The sequence below is a fragment of the Streptomyces crystallinus genome (genome assembly GCF_039521265.1).
In the GTDB taxonomy this organism is placed as follows: domain Bacteria; phylum Actinomycetota; class Actinomycetes; order Streptomycetales; family Streptomycetaceae; genus Streptomyces; species Streptomyces crystallinus.
In genome coordinates this window covers 1-20,154 of the sequence record NZ_BAAACA010000029.1, presented here as the reverse complement: position 1 = coordinate 20,154, position 20,154 = coordinate 1, and the positions used below count along the sequence as shown (strand labels likewise).

Annotated in this window: 18 protein-coding genes and 1 riboswitch; of the genes, 4 read left to right on the top strand and 14 right to left on the bottom strand. The window is 70.4% G+C overall.

Annotated features, from left to right (window positions below):
• Positions 1-4: 4 nt before the first annotated feature.
• The 4 genes from ABD236_RS21805 to ABD236_RS21790 form a co-directional block, all read right to left on the bottom strand.
• Positions 5-1,021 (bottom strand): C40 family peptidase, encoded by a 1,017-nt coding sequence (locus ABD236_RS21805; protein WP_344075727.1) that lies wholly within the window; start codon positions 1,019-1,021, stop codon positions 5-7.
• A 251-nt stretch (positions 1,022-1,272) separates the two neighbouring features.
• Positions 1,273-2,298: a C40 family peptidase gene (locus ABD236_RS21800; protein WP_344075725.1), complete on the bottom strand. Its 1,026-nt coding sequence runs from the start codon at positions 2,296-2,298 to the stop codon at positions 1,273-1,275.
• Positions 2,299-2,555: 257 nt separating this feature from the next.
• Entirely contained in the window at positions 2,556-3,917 is a 1,362-nt protein-coding gene (locus ABD236_RS21795; protein WP_425543923.1) for an NYN domain-containing protein, read from the bottom strand.
• A 42-nt stretch (positions 3,918-3,959) separates the two neighbouring features.
• The gene (locus ABD236_RS21790; protein ID WP_344075722.1) at positions 3,960-4,208 is read right to left on the bottom strand and encodes a hypothetical protein; all 249 of its coding nucleotides are present in this window, start codon (positions 4,206-4,208) and stop codon (positions 3,960-3,962) included.
• A 195-nt stretch (positions 4,209-4,403) separates the two neighbouring features.
• Here ABD236_RS21790 and ABD236_RS21785 point away from each other — a divergent pair, with 195 nt between their 5' ends.
• A complete protein-coding gene (locus ABD236_RS21785) occupies positions 4,404-5,147 on the top strand; it encodes a rhomboid family intramembrane serine protease (protein ID WP_344075720.1) in 744 nt (247 codons plus the stop codon).
• On the top strand, positions 5,144-5,425 hold the full coding sequence (locus ABD236_RS21780; protein WP_067158275.1) for an Lrp/AsnC family transcriptional regulator: 282 nt from the start codon (positions 5,144-5,146) through the stop codon (positions 5,423-5,425). The genes ABD236_RS21785 and ABD236_RS21780 overlap by 4 nt, the downstream gene beginning before the upstream one ends.
• Before the next feature lie 261 nt (positions 5,426-5,686).
• Here the strand turns inward: ABD236_RS21780 and ABD236_RS21775 are convergent, their stop codons facing one another.
• The 6 genes from ABD236_RS21775 to ctaE form a co-directional block, all read right to left on the bottom strand.
• Positions 5,687-7,117 carry an aminotransferase class V-fold PLP-dependent enzyme gene (locus ABD236_RS21775; RefSeq protein ID WP_344075717.1) on the bottom strand — a complete coding sequence of 477 codons (1,431 nt, stop codon included), beginning with the start codon at positions 7,115-7,117 and terminating at the stop codon, positions 5,687-5,689.
• A gap of 240 nt (positions 7,118-7,357) precedes the next feature.
• Positions 7,358-7,475, bottom strand: a riboswitch (SAM riboswitch).
• A 100-nt stretch (positions 7,476-7,575) separates the two neighbouring features.
• A complete protein-coding gene (gene trpD, locus ABD236_RS21770; RefSeq protein ID WP_344075715.1) occupies positions 7,576-8,640 on the bottom strand; it encodes an anthranilate phosphoribosyltransferase in 1,065 nt (354 codons plus the stop codon).
• 134 nt (positions 8,641-8,774) lie between these two features.
• Complete coding sequence (qcrB, locus tag ABD236_RS21765; protein WP_344075713.1) at positions 8,775-10,406, bottom strand: cytochrome bc1 complex cytochrome b subunit; 1,632 nt, start codon at positions 10,404-10,406, stop codon at positions 8,775-8,777.
• Complete coding sequence (gene qcrA, locus ABD236_RS21760; RefSeq protein WP_344075711.1) at positions 10,403-11,452, bottom strand: cytochrome bc1 complex Rieske iron-sulfur subunit; 1,050 nt, start codon at positions 11,450-11,452, stop codon at positions 10,403-10,405. The genes qcrB and qcrA overlap by 4 nt, the downstream gene beginning before the upstream one ends.
• Positions 11,449-12,258: a cytochrome bc1 complex diheme cytochrome c subunit gene (gene qcrC / locus ABD236_RS21755; protein ID WP_101387985.1), complete on the bottom strand. Its 810-nt coding sequence runs from the start codon at positions 12,256-12,258 to the stop codon at positions 11,449-11,451. Before qcrC ends, qcrA begins: the two co-directional genes overlap by 4 nt.
• A gap of 63 nt (positions 12,259-12,321) precedes the next feature.
• Positions 12,322-12,942 carry an aa3-type cytochrome oxidase subunit III gene (gene ctaE, locus ABD236_RS21750; RefSeq protein WP_067158287.1) on the bottom strand — a complete coding sequence of 207 codons (621 nt, stop codon included), beginning with the start codon at positions 12,940-12,942 and terminating at the stop codon, positions 12,322-12,324.
• A 178-nt stretch (positions 12,943-13,120) separates the two neighbouring features.
• On the opposite strand from ctaE, the gene ABD236_RS21745 reads away from it, so the two are divergent.
• Positions 13,121-13,537, top strand: a complete 417-nt coding sequence (locus ABD236_RS21745) for a DNA-binding transcriptional response regulator (RefSeq protein WP_344075704.1) — start codon at positions 13,121-13,123, stop codon at positions 13,535-13,537.
• Between the two features lie 15 nt (positions 13,538-13,552).
• Here ABD236_RS21745 and ABD236_RS21740 read toward each other — a convergent pair whose 3' ends face one another.
• The 4 genes from ABD236_RS21740 to ctaC all read right to left on the bottom strand — a co-directional run bounded on the left by ABD236_RS21740 (position 13,553) and on the right by ctaC (position 18,080).
• On the bottom strand, positions 13,553-14,806 hold the full coding sequence (locus ABD236_RS21740) for a L,D-transpeptidase (RefSeq protein ID WP_344075702.1): 1,254 nt from the start codon (positions 14,804-14,806) through the stop codon (positions 13,553-13,555).
• A gap of 174 nt (positions 14,807-14,980) precedes the next feature.
• On the bottom strand, positions 14,981-15,379 hold the full coding sequence (locus ABD236_RS21735) for a cytochrome c oxidase subunit 4 (RefSeq protein WP_344075700.1): 399 nt from the start codon (positions 15,377-15,379) through the stop codon (positions 14,981-14,983).
• Positions 15,376-17,112: an aa3-type cytochrome oxidase subunit I gene (gene ctaD, locus ABD236_RS21730; RefSeq protein WP_344075698.1), complete on the bottom strand. Its 1,737-nt coding sequence runs from the start codon at positions 17,110-17,112 to the stop codon at positions 15,376-15,378. Before ctaD ends, ABD236_RS21735 begins: the two co-directional genes overlap by 4 nt.
• Positions 17,109-18,080 carry an aa3-type cytochrome oxidase subunit II gene (ctaC, locus tag ABD236_RS21725; protein ID WP_344075696.1) on the bottom strand — a complete coding sequence of 324 codons (972 nt, stop codon included), beginning with the start codon at positions 18,078-18,080 and terminating at the stop codon, positions 17,109-17,111. The genes ctaD and ctaC overlap by 4 nt, the downstream gene beginning before the upstream one ends.
• Before the next feature lie 279 nt (positions 18,081-18,359).
• On the opposite strand from ctaC, the gene ABD236_RS21720 reads away from it, so the two are divergent.
• Positions 18,360-19,742, top strand: coding sequence for a cysteine desulfurase/sulfurtransferase TusA family protein (locus ABD236_RS21720; protein WP_344075694.1), 1,383 nt, complete (start codon positions 18,360-18,362; stop codon positions 19,740-19,742).
• The last annotated feature ends 412 nt before the right edge of the window (positions 19,743-20,154 follow it).

The window sequence follows — 20,154 nt, the reverse complement described above, 5'->3', positions numbered from 1 at the left end:
ACGTTCACACGCGGGTGACCGAGGAGATCGGCATCATGCCCACCGGGTCGTAGCGCACCGGCGCGCCCGGGTAGGGGGCGTGGATCACCTGGCCGTTGCCCACGTACATCGCGATATGGCTGGCGTCGGAGCGGTAGGCGACCAGGTCTCCGGGCTGCGCCTCGGCGAGCGAGACCCGCTGCCCGGCGTACCGCTGCGCCTGCGAGGTGCGCGGCAGCCCCACGCCCGCGTGGGCGTAGGACCACTGCATCAGGCCCGAGCAGTCGAAGCCGGAGGGCCCGTTGGCGCCCCACACATAGGGCTTGCCGACGGCCTGGCGGGCCGCCGCCACCGCGGCCGCCGCGCGCCCGGAGGCGGGCACCGATCCGACCGGGCCGGGCAGCGCGCCGCGCCCGGAGCGCGAGACGCGGTCGAAGGCGGCGCGCTCGGCGGTCGGCAGCGCGAGCAACACCCGGCGGGCCTCGGCGAGCTTGGACTCGACCGTGCGCTTGTGCCGGGCCACCTCGACGCGGCTGCGCTCCAGCTCGGCGAGCTTGCGGGTGGCCTCGGTGCGCTGCTGGCCGATCCGCCGCTGCTCGTGCTGGAGTTCGCGCAGCTCGGCGCTCTGGCGCTCGCCGATCCGGTCGAGGGCGGCCGCCTTGTCGAGATACGTGTCAGGGTCCTCGGAGAGCAGCAGCGCGATCGAGGGGTCGAGGCCGCCCGCGCGGTACTGGGCGCCCGCGATGGCGCCGAGCGCGCCCCGCATCCGGTTGATGCGCTCCTGGCCGCGGGCGACGCTGTCCTGCGCGTGCCGGACCTGCTCGCGCAGCAGGCCGGCGTGCTCCTCCGCCTTGTTGTACTGCTCGGTGGCCTCCTCCGCCTGGGCGAAGAGCCGGTCGACCCGCTCCTTGCCGGTGGCGCCCGGGTCGGCGCTCGCGGGCGCGGCGAAGGCCGCGGCCGCGGTGGCCGCCGCGGCGGACAGGACGGTGACCCGGGTGCTCTGGGAGAGGCCGGACTGCGTGGGACGGCGATGGGACGCCAAGGAAGCCGCACTCCTTCCGCTGCGCGGGCCCCTGCCGCCCGGGCGGGCGGACGAGTCACGGGGGGAACCGCACGCCGGACAGTAGTCGGACGACCACACGGGGTCCAAAGACCCCGGCGTGTACGCAAAGTGACGCCCCGCCGGAGAACACAGGTCACCGGCGGGGCGTGGCGTCAGCGCGGGCCGCCGGAATTCGCCCGTTCGGAGGGCGGCGGCAACCGAGTTGTTATACGCGTCGGATCAGCGGCGGTTCAGCTGACGCGGACGCCGAACTGGAACGGCATGTTGTCCATCGCCTCGTAGCGCACGGAGGCGCCGGGCCTGGGGGCGTGCAGCACCTGGCCGTTGCCCGCGTAGAGGCCGACGTGGTGCAGGTCGCCGTAGAACAGGACCAGGTCGCCCGGCTTGAGCTGGCTGCGGCCGATCTGGGTACCGGCGCCGGCCTGGGCCTGCGAGGTGCGGGGTATGGAGACGCCCGCCTGGCGGTAGGCCCAGGAGGTGAGCCCGGAGCAGTCGAACGAGGCGGTGCCGGTGGCGCCGTAGACGTACGGCTTGCCGATCTGGCTCTGGGCGGCCGCCAGGGCCGCGGCGCCGCGGCCCGAGGCGGGCGCCTCGTGGCCGAGGTCGGCGCGCTCGTTGGCGCGGTTGGCACGCGCGTCGTCGGCGGCCAGGGACGCCTTCTCGGCGGCCGTCAGGGAGTTGAGGAGCTTCTGCGCGGCGGCGAGCTTGGACTGGGTCTCGGCCTTCTTGGTGCCGAGCTCCTTGCGGGTGTCCGCGAGGTCCTTGAGCTTGTCCTGGGCCTCCTTGCGCTGCTGCGCCAGGCTGCGCTGCTTCTCCTGGATCTTCTGGAGCGCCTCGGTCTGCTTGGCGCTCAGCTGGTCCAGCGAGGAGGCCTTGTCCAGGAAGTCGTCCGGGTTGGCGGAGAGGAAGAGCTGGACCGAGGGGTCGATGCCGCCCGAGCGGTACTGCGCCGAGGCCATCGAACCGAGGCCGTCGCGGAGCTTGTTGAGCTCGTCCTGGCCGCGGGCCACCTTGTCCTGGAGCGCGCCGACCTGCTTCTCCAGCTGGTCCTGCTTCTCCTTGGCGCCGTTGTACTTCTCCGTCGCCTGCTCGGCCTCGTCGTAGAGCTTGTCGACCTTGGACTTCACTTCGCTCTTCGACGGCTTCGGGTCCGCGTGCGCGGCCTGGGACGTGAGAGCGACGGCCGCGGCGGCGGTCGCGGTGAGCACGGTCACGCGGGTACGGCTCGCGGGCTTGGGTCGACGGTGGGACGCCACGAAGGCGAGCTCCTTCTTCCTCAGCCGCCGAACAGCGCAGACTCGGCGGGACCTCCACGGTCACCCCGGACGAGTGATCTACCGCGTGAAGGTTCGAGCCCCGACCCTAGTGACCCTCTTGTGATCAGTTCAAATCCTGATAGCAAAAAACTCGGTCGCGAGAAGGATTCTTTACAGTCATCCCACGCGTAGTAATGGGCACTTGACGGAGCGCTGGGAACCGATCACCCGAATTCGGGCATTGAACGCAGGAGTTGCTAGACGCGCGAAAGCCGCTTCAAGAGCATGACGGACGCAACGGGCCGGGCCCCGGCCTTGGCCACCCCGTCGGCCACCTCGCGGTCGGTCGAGACGACCACCACCGGCCGCCCCGACGGCTCCGCCCGCACCAGCTGGCGGATCAGCTCGTCGGCGGTCACACCCGGCTTCGAGAAGAGCACCCGTACGCCCCTGGGTGGTGCAAGGAGCACCGGGGCGGCCAGCTCCGCCCCGTCGAAGACGCAGGTGACCTCGGCGCCCGTCTGCGCGGCGAGCACCGAGAGACCGCCGAGCAGCCGCAGCCGCTGCTTCTCCAACGGCATCGTCGGATAGCCGGTCTTGGTGACGTTGTAGCCGTCCACCAGCAGATGCACCTGGGGCAGTGCGAGCAGCTGGTCGAGGAGCGCCGGATCGGTCTCCGAGAGCGCCCGGGCCGCGATGTCCTTCGGGGTCATCTGCCCCGGTTCGACCGCTTCCACGGTGTCGGCGGGCCGCACCGAGGCCGGGGGCAGGGCGAGTTCACGGCGCAGCCCGGAGGCCGCGTCCAGCACCGTGTCGAGCAGCAGCCGCAGCCGCATGTCCTCGATCGAGCGGCCCTCGCGCACCGCGCGGCGGCTCGCCTCCACGGACGCCTCGGCCTCGCCCAGCCGGGTCCTGATCCGCCGCGACTCGCTCTCGGCGGCGGCCACCTGGGCCGCCGCCTCCGCTCTGATCCCGTCGATCTCGCCGGTGACCTTGCGCAGGGCGGCCTCGCCGCGCTTGACGTCGCTGAGCGCGCTGCGCAGCTTGCGCTGGAGCGCTTCGGCCTCCTTGCGGGCCGCGGCCAGTTCGGCGCGCAGCTCCTCCTGCTCGGTGCGCAGCCGCTCGTGCGCCTCGGCCAGCTCCTGGCGCAGCCGCTCCAGTTCGCGCCGGCCCTCCTCGTCGGCCCGCTCGGCGTCGGCGCGCTGGGCCTCCTCGCCGGCGGCGGCGACCAGCTTGACCCAGCCGGTGGGCCGCAGCACATACGCGGCGGCCGCCACGTCCACCGGGTCGGCGGCCGCGGGCGGCGCGCCGGACTCCAGGGCGCCCGCCAGCTCCGGCTGCGCCTCCTTGAGCCGCTCCCCGATCCGCTGGCGGAAGACCGGGTCGGACTCCAGGGCGGCGGCCATCGCGTTGCCCGCGAACTTGGCACGACGAGTCGGGGTGAAACGGGCGTACTGCCGCAACTGCGAGGGCAGTTCGGCGACGGTCAGCCCGCCGAAGGCGTCCGAGACCAGCGCGACGACCCTGCGCCGCACCCCTTCGGGAAGCGGTCGGTCGAGCACCTCGGCGGGGCCGTCACCGGCCGCGCCGGCCGGGTCGGCACCGCTTGCATGCTCCACGATCGGTCACCTCAACTGTCGTCCGTCACTCACCGGGGCCGCTCACTCGGAGCCGGCGCCCGGCCTGTCCACCAGCTCGATCTGGTCCACCGCGTTGCACCAGCGGCAGCGCACCGACTCGATGGTCTCACTGACCACCTCGCGTTCCTCGACCTTCGGCTCCCCGGCGAGGTCCAGATGGACGTACTCGACGACCTTCGACGAGCGGGTGACGTCGAAGCGGGTGAGATTGCCGCAGAGGGTGCAGCGCCACCGGGTGGTGGCGCTCGGGAGGGGAACGCTCGTCGTCATGTGGTGCCGTCCTCTTTCCACGGTTCTCGCGTCGAAGCCGTCGAGACTGTCGAGGCTGTCGAAGCGGTGGTCCAGGATCTCGCGGTGCGCCGTCGAACTGCGGATGTACTGCCCGTAACCCTACGGCCTACCGGGTACCCCCCGGCACGGCGAGGCGGTCTGTACCCATCGGTCCTGTTACGTCATGCTCTTTTCATGATCAAGCCGAGCGTCGTACGGACGGCGGTGGCGCGGGGCCCCGCGGTCACCTACACCGTGCTGGCGACCTGCTGCCTGGTCTTCCTCATGAGCCCCGTGTCGGGTCTCAATCCCTCGTACGGGACGGGGGACGCGCTGCTCGCCGCCCAGAGCGCGTATTTCGCCCGCTGGGGTGTCATCCCGAACGAACTCACGGCCGGTGACCCCGGCGCGCTCGTCACCCCCCTCACGGCCCTCTTCGTGCACGGCAACTGGCTGCACCTGCTGGGCAACATGCTCTTCCTCTACGTCTTCGGCGTGATGGCCGAGGAGCGCATGGGCAGGATCGGCTTCGCGCTGTTCTATCTGGGCGCGGGCTACCTCGCCCTGCTGGCGTACGCGATGGCGCACTCGGCCTCCGACCAGACGCTGGTGGGCGCGTCCGGGGCGATCTCGGCCGTGCTGGGCGCCTTTCTCTACCTGTTCCCCCGGGCGAGGGTGACCAGCCTCTTCCCCTTCCTCTTCTTCCTCCCGCTGCGCTTCCCGGCGGCTCCGGTGCTGGTGTTCTGGTTCGTGCTGCAGTGGCTGGCCGTACGGGCGGCCCCGACCGGGCCCGGGGTGGCCTATCTGGCCCATCTGGTCGGCTTCGGCCTGGGCTTTCTCTACGCCTGGGTCCGCTTCCGGGGGACGGCTAGAGTGAAACGACCGAAACGACCGAAGCCATCCGCGTCGGCCGCCACCGAGGGAGAGAACCAGCCGTGATCACCGCGATCGTGCTCATCAAGACCAGCGTGGACCGGATCCCCGAGATCGCGGAGTCGATCGCGTCGCTGGAGAACGTCAGCGAGGTGTACTCGGTGACCGGCACCTACGACCTGATCGCCCTGGTCCGGGTGGCCCGCCACGACGACCTCGCGGACATCATCCCCGGCCGGATCAGCAAGATCCCCGGCGTCGAGGTCACGGACACGCACGTGGCGTTCCGCACGTACTCCCAGCACGACCTGGAGGCGGCGTTCGCGATCGGCCTCGACGCGTAGCCCTTGGGCGGGCGGCAGAACCGGTCATTCCTGGGTACGCCGTCGTCTGCGGACCGTGCTGGGTTGCTCGCGCAGTTCCCCGCGCCCCTAGGCAGTTAGGGGCGCGGGGAACTGCGCGAGGAGCGGCCACCGGCCCGCGGACGAAAACGGGGTGCAGGGGCCGCAGGCCCGCGATGGGGTCCGGGAGCGCAGCCCCCGGGAAACCGTCCTCAGCCCCCACCCACCCCCGGAGGGTTTAGGGAAGGGGTGGGGAGGGGCAATTCAGACCGCGGGGACGCAGCGGCCGTCCTCCACCCGGTACGACCACTTCGCCCCCTCCGCGCACAACTCCCGCACCGCCCCCACAAACCGCTCCACATGCTCATCCGGCGTCCCCGCCCCGAAGCTGACCCGGATCGCGTTCAGGGACCCCGGCGCCCCCTCGGGCGCCCCGCACTCCCCGGGCTCCTGCTCCGAGCCACCGAGCAGCGTCCGCACCAGCGGGTGCGCGCAGAACAGGCCGTCCCGCACCCCGATCCCGTACTCCGCCGACAGCGCCGCCGCGAAGTGCGAGCTGTTCCAGCCGTCGACGACGAACGAGATCACGCCGACCCTCGGCGCGTCATCGCCGAACAGGGACAGCACGCGCACCTGCGGAAGGGCCGCCAGCCCCTCCCGCACCTTCGCGATCAGATGCCGCTCCCGCTCCACCAGCTGGTCGAAGCCCGCCTCGGTGAGCGCCTTGCAGGCGGACGCGATGGCGTAGACGCCGATCACGTTCGGGGAGCCGGCCTCGTGGCGGGCGGCCGTGGTGTGCCACTCGACGTCCACCCCGCCGTCGGTACGCCGCGCGACCTTGCGCGAGGCGCCGCCGCCCGCCAGGTACGGCTCGGCCGCCTGGAGCCAGTCCGCGCGGCCCGCGAGCACACCCGAGCCGAACGGCGCGTACAGCTTGTGCCCGGAGAACGCGATCCAGTCGACGTCCAACTCCCGCACCGAGACGGGGTGGTGGGGCGCCAGCTGCGCCGCGTCCAGCACGATCCGCGCCCCGTGCGCGTGCGCGGCCGCCGCCAGCTCCCGTACCGGCCACAGCTCGCCCGTGACGTTGGAGGCACCGGTGACGCAGACCAGGGCGGGGCCGTACGGGTCGCGGTCGGCGAGCGCCTGCTCCAGCGTCCGCACCGCCTGCTGCGGCGTACGCGGCGCGTCGAGGTAGGTCACCCGCGCGTCCCGCCACGGCAGCAGCGAGGCGTGGTGCTCGGTCTCGAAGACGAAGACCTGGCAGTCGGCCGGGAGCACCTGGGCGAGCAGGTTGAGCGAGTCCGTCGTCGAGCGGGTGAAGACCACCTGGTCGGCGGGGCGGCAGTCGAGGAACTCGGCCACCGCCGCCCGGCTGTTCTCGAAGAGGTCCGTGGACAGCTGCGAGAGGTAGCCCGCACCCCGGTGGACGCTGCCGTAGTAGGGGGCGTACGCGGCCACGTCGTCCCACACCCGCTGAAGGGCCGGGGCGCTCGCCGCGTAGTCGAGGGCCGCGTAGGTCACCTCGCCGCCGGTGACCAGCGGCACGGTGACGTCCCGGCCGAGCACCGGCAGCGGCGCGGCGCAGCAGGGCTCCTCGGCGGAGGCGGAGGCGGAGGCGGCGGACGCGGAGACGGAGGCGGAAGTGGCGGCGGAAGTGGCGGCGGTCGTGGACGTGGACGCGTATGCGGACATGGCGGTATCTCCCGGCGGGACGAGGCGAAACGACTGTGGAGCCCCACGACACGGCGGCGGACCGACCGGCGCCGGATGTGCGGGGGTTGACCTCGACGTACGCCGAGCAGAGGTGCGGAAGGCGTACGGAGGTGTACAGAGAAAGGGGCCGAAGGCCCTATCGCATTCGCTTGCTCACGAGACTGCTCCCTTGAGGACCAGGACCCCAGGGACGCGCCACTCACAGAAAGAGTGCGCAGGGGTCCGCGCTTGCCGCAGACCTTGTTGTCTGCGGCCTGGTCTTCACCCGGGGCACCCCGCCACGGACGGAGGGTTGCCGGACAGCGGGCCGGGGCCGTAGTCGCTGTCACTCATGACCTTGGAAAGCATCCTGCCATACGTCCGCGTACGCGCAAGGCGCAGTCCGGATGCCGGACTGCGCCTTGCGTCACACCTCGCGTCACACCGGAGGAGCGACCTCAGGCGTTGCTGGCGGCCACCCACCGCTCCAGGGCGCGTCTCGCCGCCCCGGAGTCCACCGACTCGGCCGCCCGGGCGATGCCGTCCCGGATCTGGTCCGCCAGGCTGCCGCCGCCGGGCTCCAGGGCGACCAGCGCCGCCGCCGAGTTGAGCAGCACCGCGTCCCGCACCGGCCCGGTCTCCCCGGCCAGCAGCCGCCGGGCCACATCCGCGTTGTACGAGGAGTCGGCCCCGCGCAGCGCCTCGACGGGCACCAGGTCGATGCCGACGTCCCTGGGGTCGAACGCCTCCTCGCGCACCGACCCGTCCCGTACCACCCACACCCGGGAGGTCGCGGTGGTGGTGAGCTCGTCCATGCCGTCGTCGCCCCGGAACACCAGCGCGCGGGAGCCGCGCTCGGCGAGCACCCCGGCCACGATCGGCGCCATCCGCGCGTCCGCCACACCGGTGGCCTGGGCCTTGACCCGGGCCGGGTTGGTGAGCGGGCCGAGGAAGTTGAAGGTGGTGCGGATGCCGAGCTCGCGGCGGGCGGCGGCCACGTACCGCAGGGCGGGGTGGAACTTGACCGCGAAGCAGAAGGTGACGCCCGCCTCCTCGGCGACCCGGACCACCTGGCGGGGGGTGAGGTCGAGGTTGACGCCGAGCTTCTCCAGGACGTCGGAGGCGCCGCTGGCGGAGGAGGCGGCCCGGTTGCCGTGCTTGACGACCTTGGCGCCGGTGCCCGCCACCACGATGGCGGACATGGTGGAGATGTTCACGGTCTTGGCGCCGTCGCCGCCGGTGCCGACGATGTCGACGGTCGGGCCGGGCACCTCGATGAGGTTGGCGTGCTCGTACATCGCCCGGACCATGCCGGTGATCTCCGCCACCGTCTCGCCCTTGGCCCGCAGGGCCACCGCGAAGCCGGCGATCTGCGCGTCGGTCGCCTCGCCGCGCATGATCGAGTCCATCGCCCAGGCGGTGGCCTCGGCGCTCTGGTCGGCGCCGTTCAGCAGGGCGTCCAGTACGCCCGGCCAGGAGTAGGCCGCCACGCTGTCGCCGCCTACCGGGGTCACAACGTTCATGGTCCGCTCCTGGGTCCATCGACGGATAAGGGATGGGAACACCCTATCCAGCCCGGGACACGGCGAAGGGCCCCGTCCATCGCCTGGACGGGGCCCTGTGCTGTGTGGCGTACAGCGGTGACGCTGGGAGGGGATCAGTGGTGGCCGTGGCCGCTGGTGATCTCCTCGAACTCCTCGGCGGTCGGCTTGGCGATCTGGCTCTGCTCGCCGAAGTAACCCTTGTGGAGCTTGACGCGCAGCTTCTCCATCGCGGAGACCTTGCGCTTGACACCGTTCTCGTCGACGGCCGCCGGCAGCTCGGCCGGGCGGGTCTGCTCGTGCGCGGTGAGCTTGTAGAGCTGACCGGCGTCGAGCGGCTCGTGGACCTCGACGAACTCACCGTGCGGCAGCCGCTTGATGATGCCGGTCTCCCGACCGTGCAGCACCTTCTCGGCGTCCCGGCGCTGCAGGCCCAGGCAGATCCGCTTGGTGACGATGAACGCGACGACCGGGCCGACGAAGAAGGCGATCCGGACGAACCAGGTGATGGCGTTGAGCGACAGGTGGAAGTTGGTCGCCCACAGGTCGTTGCCACCGCCGACCAGCATCACCATGTACGCGGTCACCCACGCCACACCGATACCGGTGCGGACGGGAGCGTTGCGCGGACGGTCGGCGATGTGGTGCTCGCGGGTGTCCTTGGTGATCCAGGCCTCGATGAACGGGTAGGCCGCGATCGCGAAGAGCACCAGCGGGAAGATCACCAGCGGGATGAACACACCCAGGACCAGCGTGTGGCCCCACAGGTTGATCTCCCAGCCCGGCATCACCCGGATGAGGCCTTCGGCGAAGCCCATGTACCAGTCGGGCTGGGCGCCGGTCGACACCTGGTCCGGGCGGTAGGGGCCGATCTCCCAGATCGGGTTGATCGAGGCGATCGCCGCGATGACCGCGATGACACCGAACACCAGGAAGAAGAAGCCACCGGCCTTGGCCGTGTAGACGGGCAGCAGCGGGGCGCCCACGACGTTCTTGTTGGTGCGGCCGGGGCCCGCGAACTGGGTGTGCTTGTGGTAGAAGACCAGGATCAGGTGAGTGATCATCAGGCCGAGCATGATGCCGGGCAGCAGCAGGATGTGGACCGAGTAGAACCGGGCCACGAAGTCGCCGCCGGGGAACTCGCCGCCGTAGATGAAGAACGACAGGTACGTGCCGACGACCGGCACGCCCAGGATGGCGCCCTCCATGAACCGGACGCCGGTGCCCGAGAGCAGGTCGTCCGGGAGCGAGTAGCCGGTGAAGCCGGTGAACATGCCGCAGAAGAACAGCAGGAAGCCGAAGAGCCAGTTGACCTCGCGCGGCTTGCGGAACGCGCCCGTGAAGAAGACGCGCATCATGTGCACGAACATGCCGGCGAGGAAGATCAGCGCCGCCCAGTGGTGGATCTGCCGGATCAGCAGACCACCGCGCACATCGAAGCTGATGTGCATGGTCGAGTTGAACGCCTCGGACATCCGCACACCCTGGAGCGGAACGTAGGAGCCGTCGTAGACGACCTCGTTCATGCTCGGGTGGAAGAACAGCGTCAGATACACACCCGTGAGGATGATGATGATGAAGCTGTACATGCAGATCTCGCCCAGCATGAAGGACCAGTGGTCCGGGAAGATCTTGCGCATGTTGGTCTTGGCCAGGGTGTAGATCCCCAGCCGGCCGTCCGCCCAGTCGGCGAACTTCTCGCCGTTTCCGGGCTCGCGCCGTTCGTCTGTCGCAGTGGTGGTGCTCATCCGCGCTCCCAGAAGGCAGGACCGACGGGCTCTTCGAAGTCGCCGAGCGCTTCGAGGTAACCCTCGCTGTTCACGCCGATGCGCAGCTGCGGCAGAGCGTGACCGGCCGGGCCGAAGATGACGCGGGCCCCGTCGGAGAGGTCGAAGGTGGACTGGTGGCACGGGCAGAGCACGTGGTGGGTCTGCTGCTCGTACAGGCTGATCGGGCAACCGACGTGGGTGCAGATCTTCGAGAACGCCACGATGCCCTGGTGCGACCACTCCAGCTCGCGCTTGTCCTTGATGTTCTCCGGCTGGAGCCGGACGATCATCAGGGCGGCCTTGGCGATCTGGGTCTGGAAGTCGTGCTGGTCCTCCTCCAGGCCCTCGGGCTTGGCGAAGGTGAGCGAACCGACGGCCACGTCCTCGGGACGCAGCGGCTCGTTGGTGTTCATGTTGATGAGGGCCTTGCCCTTGGCCCACATCGTCTTGCGCAGCTTGTCCTCGGGCAGGGTGCCCAGGTCGCGCAGGAGCACCACACCCGCGAGCGGCACCATGGCCAGCGCGCCGTACATGGTGTTGCGGATGAGCTTGCGGCGGCCGAAGCCGGACTCGCGGACGCCGTCCGCCCAGTCCTGCATGACCTTCTCGCGGACCTCCGGCGGCGCGGCGATCTCGTGGCGGTCGTCCGACATCTCCTCGTCGGCCATCAGCGTGCGGGCCCAGTGGACCGCGCCGGCGCCGATGCAGAACAGCGCGACGCCCAGGGTCAGACCCAGGGAGAAGTTCAGCGCGCTGACGTGCCCGAACGGGAAGATGTAGACGATCTTGTCGATCGGGAAGATCACGAAGGAGGCGATGAAGCCGACCGTCGCGACCATCGAGAGCATGAAGAGACCGGCGACCACGCGCTCGGAGCGCCTGGCGGCCGCCTCGTCGATGTCCTGGACGCGCGGGCGGTGGGGCGGCAGCCCCGGGTCCGCGAACGGGTCGCGGGCGCGCTCGACCGAGCCGTGCTCGGGGTCCTGCTCGCTGGGCAGGTTCTCGGAATTGTCTTGGCTACTCATGACTTCTTGGCCTTAGCGGAGTGGGCCGCGATCCAGATGGCGACTGCGATGAGGGCACCGAGGCCGAAGATCCACGCGAACAGACCCTCACTGACGGGGCCGAGGCCACCGAGCGAGAGGCCACCGGGGCTCGCCGTCTTCTCACTGTTCACGGCGTCCAGGTACGCGATGATGTCCTGCTTCTGCTTCTGCGGCATCGTCGTGTCGGGGAAGGACGGCATGTTCTGCGGGCCGGTCTGCATGGCCTCGTAGATGTGCTTCGGTTCCACGCCCTCCAGGCTCGGGGCGTACTTGCCGTGCGTGAGCGCACCGCCCTTGCCGGAGAAGTTGTGGCACTGGGCGCAGTTGGTGCGGAACAGCTCGCCACCCTTGGCGATGTCCGCGCCTTCCGGGCTGTACTGCTTCTCGGTCGGCTTGATCGGGCCGGCGCCGAGGGAGGCGACGTACGCGGCGAGCTGGTCGATCTCGGCCTGCGAGTAGATGACCTTCTTCTTCGGCACCTGGGCGCCGGGCTGCTGCGCCGGCATACGGCCGGTGCCGACCTGGAAGTCCACGGCGGCGGAGCCGACGCCGACCAGGGAGGGGCCGTCAGAGGTGCCCTGACCGCCGGTTCCGTGGCAGCTGGCGCAGCCGACGGAGTAGAGCTTCTTGCCCTCGTCGATGGCGAGGGACTGGGCGGTTTCGTCGGCCTTCGCCTTGTCCGCGGGCGCGAACGCGGCGTACAGCCCCCCGGTGGCCGCCAGCGCGAGGAGTAGGACGACGAGCGCCGCCAGCGGATGGCGTCGTCGTGCGGAGAGCTTTTTCACGGATTACCCCGGTGTCAGGATCTTCTGCGTCGATGCGGGATGGTGTCGGGTCTGCGGGCCCGATTACTTGATCAGGTAGATCGTGGCGAAGAGGCCGATCCAGACGACATCGACGAAGTGCCAGTAGTAGGACACGACGATGGCGGCGGTCGCCTGCTCGTGGGTGAACCTTCTGGCCGCGTAGGTCCTGCCGAGGACCAGCAGGAAGGCGATCAGACCGCCCGTCACATGCAGACCGTGGAAGCCGGTGGTCAGGTAGAACACCGAGCCGTACGGGTCGGAGGACAGCGAGAGGCCGTCCTTCTTCACCAGCTCGGTGTACTCGAAGACCTGGCCTCCGATGAAGATCGCACCCATCACGAACGTGATCGTGAACCAGGTGCGCAGCTTCTTCACGTCGCCCCGCTCGGCGGCGAAGACGCCGAGCTGGCACGTGAGGGAGGAGAGCACCAGGATCGTGGTGTTCGTCGCCGAGAACGGAAGGTTCAGCGAGGACGCCATTTCCTTCCAGTGCTCGGCACCCGTCACCGATCGCAGGGTGAAGTACATCGCGAAGAGGGCCGCGAAGAACATCAGCTCGGAACTCAGCCAGATGATGGTTCCGACGCTGGTGAGGTTCGGCCGATTGACCGACGGGTGCGCGTGCCCGGTTTCTACTGTCGTTGCTGTCGCCACGACCGACATTATGTCGGTCGCTTATCTCGCGCTCACTCCGGGGGGTGCCGTTCGGTGTGTCCGCACCCCGTGTCCTGCCCGAACGGCCCATCCGGGCGCTCGCCGAACCGGTGTTGACACGGTGTCGGACGGAGTAGCATCCGCGCATCGGCTCCCGAGCCCGTACCGCCGTCGAATCGGAGGAACAATGCAGTCGAGCGCCACCGTACTTGTCTACAGCGACGACGCGAACACCCGTGAGCAGGTGCGGCTCGCCGCCGGACGCAGGCCCGCCTCCGACGTTCCCCCGGTGACCTTCCTGGAGTGCGCCACCCCGCACGCCGTCCTCAAGGAGCTGGACCGCGGCGGCATCGACGTGTGCGTCCTGGACGGGGAGGCCGTCCCGGCCGGCGGCATGGGGGTGTGCCGGCAGATCAAGGACGAGATCTTCGAGTGCCCGCCGGTGCTGCTGCTCATCGGGCGCCCGCAGGACGCCTGGCTGGCCACCTGGAGCCGTGCGGACGCCGCGGTGACCCTCCCGGTCGAGCCGGTGGAGTTCGCGGCCGCGCTGGCCGCCCTGATCCGCTCGCGCCGCCCGGACGGCGCCCTGGCCACCCGGGCCTGATCCCCCCACCGGGTCTCAGACCTGGGGCCGCAGCCGGGCGGAGTTCAGCTTGCTCTGCCCGGCCTTCAGGTCGGCCTGGAGCACGCTGCCCTTGCGCCACTTGTCCCAGTCGACGTTCCAGTCGCCGAAGCCGTTGTCGAAGGGCGTCATGTCCTCGCCGATGCTGTTGACGACCTTGACGATGTCGCCCTCGGTCACGGTCTCGAAGAACCAGGCCGCGTTCCCGGTGGACATGCCCGTACAGCCGTGGCTGACGTTCTCGGCGCCCTGCGAGCCCACCGACCAGGGCGCCGCGTGCACGTACTCGCCGCTCCAGGTGACCCGGGTGGCGTAGTAGACCGGCAGGTCGTACGCGTCGGCGCTGTTGGAGGAGATACCGACCGTCTCCCCGCGCATCCGTACGAAGTACTGCTTGCCCAGCACCACCTTGACGCCGTTTCGGGTGGAAAAGCCCGGCTTTCCGGTGGTCACCGGAATGGTATTGATCACTTCTCCGTTGCGTTTGACCGTCATGTAGTGCGAGGACGCGTCCGTGATGGCCTCGATCCGGTCGCCCGTGGTGATCTTCAGGGGCTGCGCGGGGCCGCCGTACAGCTTGTCGGCGATCTTCACCCCCTCCAGGCGCGAGGTGGCCCGGATGGTGGCGTGGGTGGGCCAGTACTCCTTGGGCCGGTAGTGCAGCGTCTTGTCGTCGACCCAGTACCAGGCGCCCTCGGTGGCGGGCGTGGACTCGACCTTCAGGGCGCGCTCGACGACCGCGCGGGCCGCCTTGTCCTTCACCGGCTTGCTGAGCTCCGCCGTGATGGGCTGTCCGACGCCGTACTTGCCCTTGTCCGGGCCGAATTCCACCTTCACGGCGTCTTTGGGCGCGGTCGTGTCGAACGTCAGCGTACGGCGCCCAGGAGCCCCGTCCGAGTCCTCCGTGGAGACCACCACCGTGTAGTGGGTGCCGGCCACCAGCGGGGCCGTGGAGTGCCAGCGGTGGCCGTCGCCGTCCAGCTCGCCGGCGAGGTAGCGGCCCGCCGCGTCGGCGGCGGTCACGTCCGTGATGCGCCCGCGGCCGCCCCTGGCGGTGATCTCCAGCGGCCGGTCCGGATCCGCCTTGGCGCTGCCCGCCGGGCCGTTGTACGCGACCTGGCCCGCCGCGTCGTACGGCTTGGCCGAGAGCGGGTTGCCGTCGGAGCCGCCGCACCCGGTGGCGCCCGCCCCGAGGGCGGTGACCAGCAGGGTGCAGCCGAGGACGGTACGGGTACGCGGTGCGTGACTCATGACCACACGTTATGAAGAGCGGGCCGGTTCGGCGCGCCGGGTGACTGCAAACGGGCGGCGGCCCCCGGGACTCCCCGGCGCGGCCGAGGGGCCCCGCGCCCGGCCCCGGGTACGCGAAAGGGCCCCGCGGGCTCGTCCGAGCCGCGGGGCCCCTTCACAGGTGCGTGCGAGGACCTACTGGTTCTGGTTCTCGCCGCGGTAGTACTCGAACACCCAGCCGTAGATGCCGACCAGGATCAGCGGCGCCGAGAAGTACAGCAGCCACCAGCCCATCGCGATGGCCAGGAACGCGAGCGCGCCACCGACCGCCAGCGAGAGCGGCTGCCAGCTGTGCGGGGAGAAGAATCCCAGCTCACCGGCGTCGTCCGCGACATCGGCCTCCTTGTCGTCCTGCGCACCCGCGTCGACCCGCCGGGCCGTGAAGGCCAGGTAGAAGCCGATCATCACGCTCAGGCCGAAGGCCATCACGAGAGCGGTGGCACCGGCCGGCTCCTTCGACCACACGCCGTACACGACGGCCATGATCAGGATGAAGACGGAGAGCCAGAGGAACATCTTGCCCTGGATCTTCACTTGCCGGCCTCCTTGCCACCGGAGAGCGCCTTGTCACCGGCGCCGTGGTTCTCGAGCTGGTCGAGAGCCGCGATCTCCGGGTGGTGCAGGTCGAACGCCGGGGATTCGGAGCGAATACGCGGCAGGGTGAGGAAGTTGTGCCGCGGCGGCGGGCACGACGTCGCCCACTCGAGCGAACGGCCGTAGCCCCACGGGTCGTCGACCTCGATCTTCTTGCCGTACTTCGCCGTCTTCCAGACGTTGTACATGAACGGCAGGATCGACAGACCGAGCAGGAACGAGCTGATGGTCGAGATCGTGTTCAGCGCGGTGAAGCCGTCGGCCGCGAGGTAGTCCGCGTAACGACGCGGCATGCCCTCGGCACCGAGCCAGTGCTGCACCAGGAACGTGCCGTGGAAGCCCACGAACAGCGTCCAGAAGGTGATCTTGCCCAGCCGCTCGTCCAGCATCTTGCCGGTGAACTTCGGCCACCAGAAGTGGAAGCCGGAGAACATCGCGAAGACCACGGTGCCGAAGATGACGTAGTGGAAGTGCGCGACGACGAAGTACGAGTCGGAGACGTGGAAGTCCATCGGCGGCGAGGCCAGGATGACGCCGGTCAGACCACCGAAGGTGAAGGTGATCAGGAAGCCGACGGCCCAGAGCATCGGTGTCTCGAAGGACAGCGAGCCCTTCCACATCGTGCCGATCCAGTTGAAGAACTTCACACCGGTCGGTACCGCGATGAGGAACGTCATGAACGAGAAGAACGGCAACAGCACGCCGCCGGTGACGTACATGTGGTGGGCCCACACGGTCACGGACAGACCGGCGATGGCGATCGTCGCGCCCACCAGGCCCATGTAGCCGAACATCGGCTTTCTTGAGAACACTGGGATGACTTCGGAGATGATGCCGAAGAAGGGCAAGGCGATGATGTACACCTCTGGATGGCCGAAGAACCAGAAGAGGTGTTGCCACAGCAGTGCGCCGCCGTTGGACGCGTCGAAGACATGGGCACCGAACTTGCGGTCCGCCTCCAGGGCGAACAGCGCGGCGGCCAGGACCGGGAACGCGAGCAGGACCAGCACACCGGTCAGCAGGACGTTCCACACGAAGATCGGCATCCGGAACATCGTCATGCCGGGCGCGCGCATGCAGATGATCGTGGTGATGAAGTTGACCGAGCCGAGGATCGTGCCGAAGCCGGAGAAGGCCAGACCCATGATCCACATGTCGGCGCCGACGCCCGGCGAGCGGACCGCGTCCGACAGCGGGGAGTAGGCGAACCAGCCGAAGTCGGCCGCGCCCTGCGGGGTGAGGAAGCCACCGACCGCGATCAGCGAGCCGAACAAGTAGAGCCAGTAGGCGAACATGTTCAGCCGCGGGAACGCCACGTCGGGCGCGCCGATCTGCAGCGGCATGATCCAGTTCGCGAATCCGGCGAACAGCGGCGTCGCGAACATCAGCAGCATGATCGTGCCGTGCATCGTGAACGCCTGGTTGAACTGCTCGTTCGACATGATCTGCGTGCCGGGTCGGGCCAGCTCGGCGCGCATGAAGAGCGCCATCAGGCCGCCGATGCAGAAGAACGCGAACGACGTGACCAGATACATCGTGCCGATCGTCTTGTGGTCAGTGGTGGTCAGCCACTTCACGACGACGTTCCCCGGCTGCTTGCGCCGGACCGGCAGCTCGTTCTCGTACGAGTCGTCTGCTGCCGCGGCACCCTGAGATTCGTTGAGGATGCTCACAGTTTGTTCGTCTCCGCGTTCTTGGCGGGGTCGGTCTGAGCGATGCCCGCCGGCACGTAGCCGGTCTGGCCCTTCGCCGCCAGCTCCTTGAGGTGCTGCTGGTAGCGCTCCGGGGAGACGACCTTCACGTTGAAGAGCATCCGGGAGTGGTCGACACCGCACAGCTCGGCGCACTTGCCGAGGAAGGTGCCCTCCTGGGTCGGGGTCACCTCGAAGGAGTTGGTGTGCCCCGGGATGACGTCCTGCTTCATCAGGAAGGGGACCACCCAGAAGGAGTGGATGACGTCACGGGACGTCAGCACGAAGCGGACCTTCTCGCCCTTGGGCAGCCACAGGGTGGGCCCGGGGTTTCCGGTCTGCGGGTTCCGCGTGCCGGGGATGCCGACGTCGTAGACGCCGTCGGCGCCGGCCGGGAAGTCCTTGGTGAAGCGGTCCGGGATGGCGGACAGCTCCTTGGACTTCGCGGCGTCGCCCGAGGCCGGGTCGCCGTCCACGTTCTCGACGTAGTTGAAGCCCCAGCTCCACTGGTAGCCGACCACGTTGACGGTGTGGGCCGGCTTCGGGGAGAGCTCGAGGAGCTTCGACTCATCGCGCGCGGTGAAGTAGAAGAGCACCGAGACGATGATGAGGGGGACGACCGTGTACAGCGCCTCGATGGGCATGTTGTACCGGGTCTGCGGAGGTACCTCGACCTTGGTGCGGCTGCGCCGGTGGAAGATGACGCTCCACAGGATCAGGCCCCAGACCAGCACGCCCGTGGCGAGCGCGGCCGCCCACGAACCCTGCCAGAGGGAGAGGATCCGCGGAGCCTCCTCCGTCACCGGGGTGGGCATACCGAGGCGAGGGAAGTCTTTCCAGTTGTACGAGCAACCGGAGGCGGTAGCCAGGACCAGGCCCGCGGTCAGCACCTGCAGCAGCTTCCGCCGCATCGGGCGCCGCGACGAGCGGTCGGAGCCGTTGGGACTCACGTAGCGCCTTCCCGAGAGTCTCGCCCGCGCCGGCCGGCTCCGGCCGTCCGTCTCGCTGGTCGGTCGCCGCCCTGGCCGCGGGCAGGGGTTTGGATGTTTATGCGGACCAAACCCTACTGGACGCTATTTGGGGTCGCGCGGGGAGGGTGCCCAACGCGCCGCCGGGGCCCCCGAAGGGGTGGAATCCGGGCCTCCGGGGGGTATCTGACGGGGCTTCCTGTACCGGTCGGGGCGGGTCGGCCCCGCTCCGGCCGCCCGGCCCGGGGTTAGCGTGACCGGGTGCCCTACTTCGACGCCGCCTCCTCCGCGCCCCTGCACCCCGTCGCCCGCCAGGCCCTGCTCGCCTCCCTGGACGAGGGGTGGGCCGACCCCGCCCGGCTCTACCGCGAGGGCAGGCGGGCCCGGCTGCTGCTCGACGCGGCCCGGGAGGCCGCGGCCGAGGCGGTCGGCTGCCGTCCGGACGAGCTCGTGTTCACCTCTTCGGGGACACGCGCGGTGCACGACGGGATGTACGGCGCCCTCGCGGGGCGCCGGCGCGTCGGCCGCCATCTGGTCGTCTCGGCCGTGGAGCACTCCTCCGTACTGCACACGGGCGGCGCCCTGGAGGCGGACGGAGGCGAGGTGACCCAGGTGCCGGTCGACCGGACCGGGGCCGTCTCCCCCGCCGCGTACGCCGCCGCCCTGCGCCCCGACACCGCGCTGGCCTGCCTCCAGTCGGCCAACCACGAGGTCGGCACGGTCCAGCCGGTGGGCGAGGTGGCCCGGGCGTGCCGGGAGGCGGGGGTGCCGCTGCTGGTGGACGCGGCCCAGTCGCTGGCGTGGGGCCCGGTCGAGGAGGGCTGGTCGCTGCTGGCCGCGAGCGCGCACAAGTGGGGCGGGCCGGCGGGGGTGGGGCTGCTCGCGGTCCGCAAGGGCGTCCGGTTCGCCCCGCGGGGCCCCGCCGACGAGCGCGAGTCGGGCCGGGCCCCCGGCTTCGAGAACCTTCCGGCGATCGTGGCGGCGGCCGCGTCGCTGCGGGCGGTACGGGCGGAGGCGGCGGCCGAGGCGGCCCGGCTGCGGGAGCTGGTGGACCGGGTGCGCACCCGGGTGGCGGAGCTGGTGACGGACGTGGAGGTGGTCGGGGACCCGGTGCGGCGGCTGCCGCATCTGGTGACCTTCTCCTGTCTCTATGTCGACGGGGAGACCCTGCTGCACGAGCTGGACCGCGAAGGCTTCTCCGTCTCGTCCGGTTCGTCCTGTACGAGCAGCACGCTGACGCCGAGCCATGTGCTGCGGGCGATGGGGGTGCTGAGCGAGGGGAACGTCCGGGTCTCCCTTCCCATGGGCACGGAGTCGTCCGACGTGGAGCGCTTCCTGTCGGTGCTGCCCCGGGTGGTGTCCTCGGTCCGCGAGCGGCTGGGCGCGCCGACACCGTCCCCGGCCCCCGCCACGCCCTCCCCCGACCTCACGGTCGACGCGCTGGGCAGACGCTGCCCGATCCCCGTGATCGAACTCGCGAAGGTGATCACCGAGGTCCCCCTGGGCGGCACGATCACGATCCTGGCCGACGACGAGGCCGCCCGACTGGACATCCCGGCGTGGTGCGAGATGCGGGGGCAGGAGTACGTGGGGGAGACGCGGCGGGAGCGGGGGTCGGCGTATGTGGTGCGACGGAGGTCGTGACCGGTCGCGGGGCCCCGGGCGGGGCTTACGTGGTGCGGCGGGCCGCCCGACGGGGGGCCGGGCGTAGCCCAGGCCCTTCAGGTCGCCCGAGGGGGCCGGCGTAGCCAGGCCCTTCAGGGGCGCGGGGAACTGCGCGACCAGCCCCCACGCACCCGCACCCGCCGACGGCGGAACCGGGGCAGACGGGGTGCGCAGCCCGGCGGAAACGGGGACGCCGCTGTGCCCACCCGTGCCGCCCCTAGCGGCACGCATGCCCACAGCGTCGTGGGGGGGACGGCAGGCACCGGCCACAGCGGCGTGGGAGATGGCAGGCGCCGGCCACAGCGACGCGGAGGGGGCGCCGCGCCCCACAGCGACGCGGGCGGGCGGCGGGCAGGCCCGGAGCGGCGCGGGCGGCGCGGCCGCAGCGGGG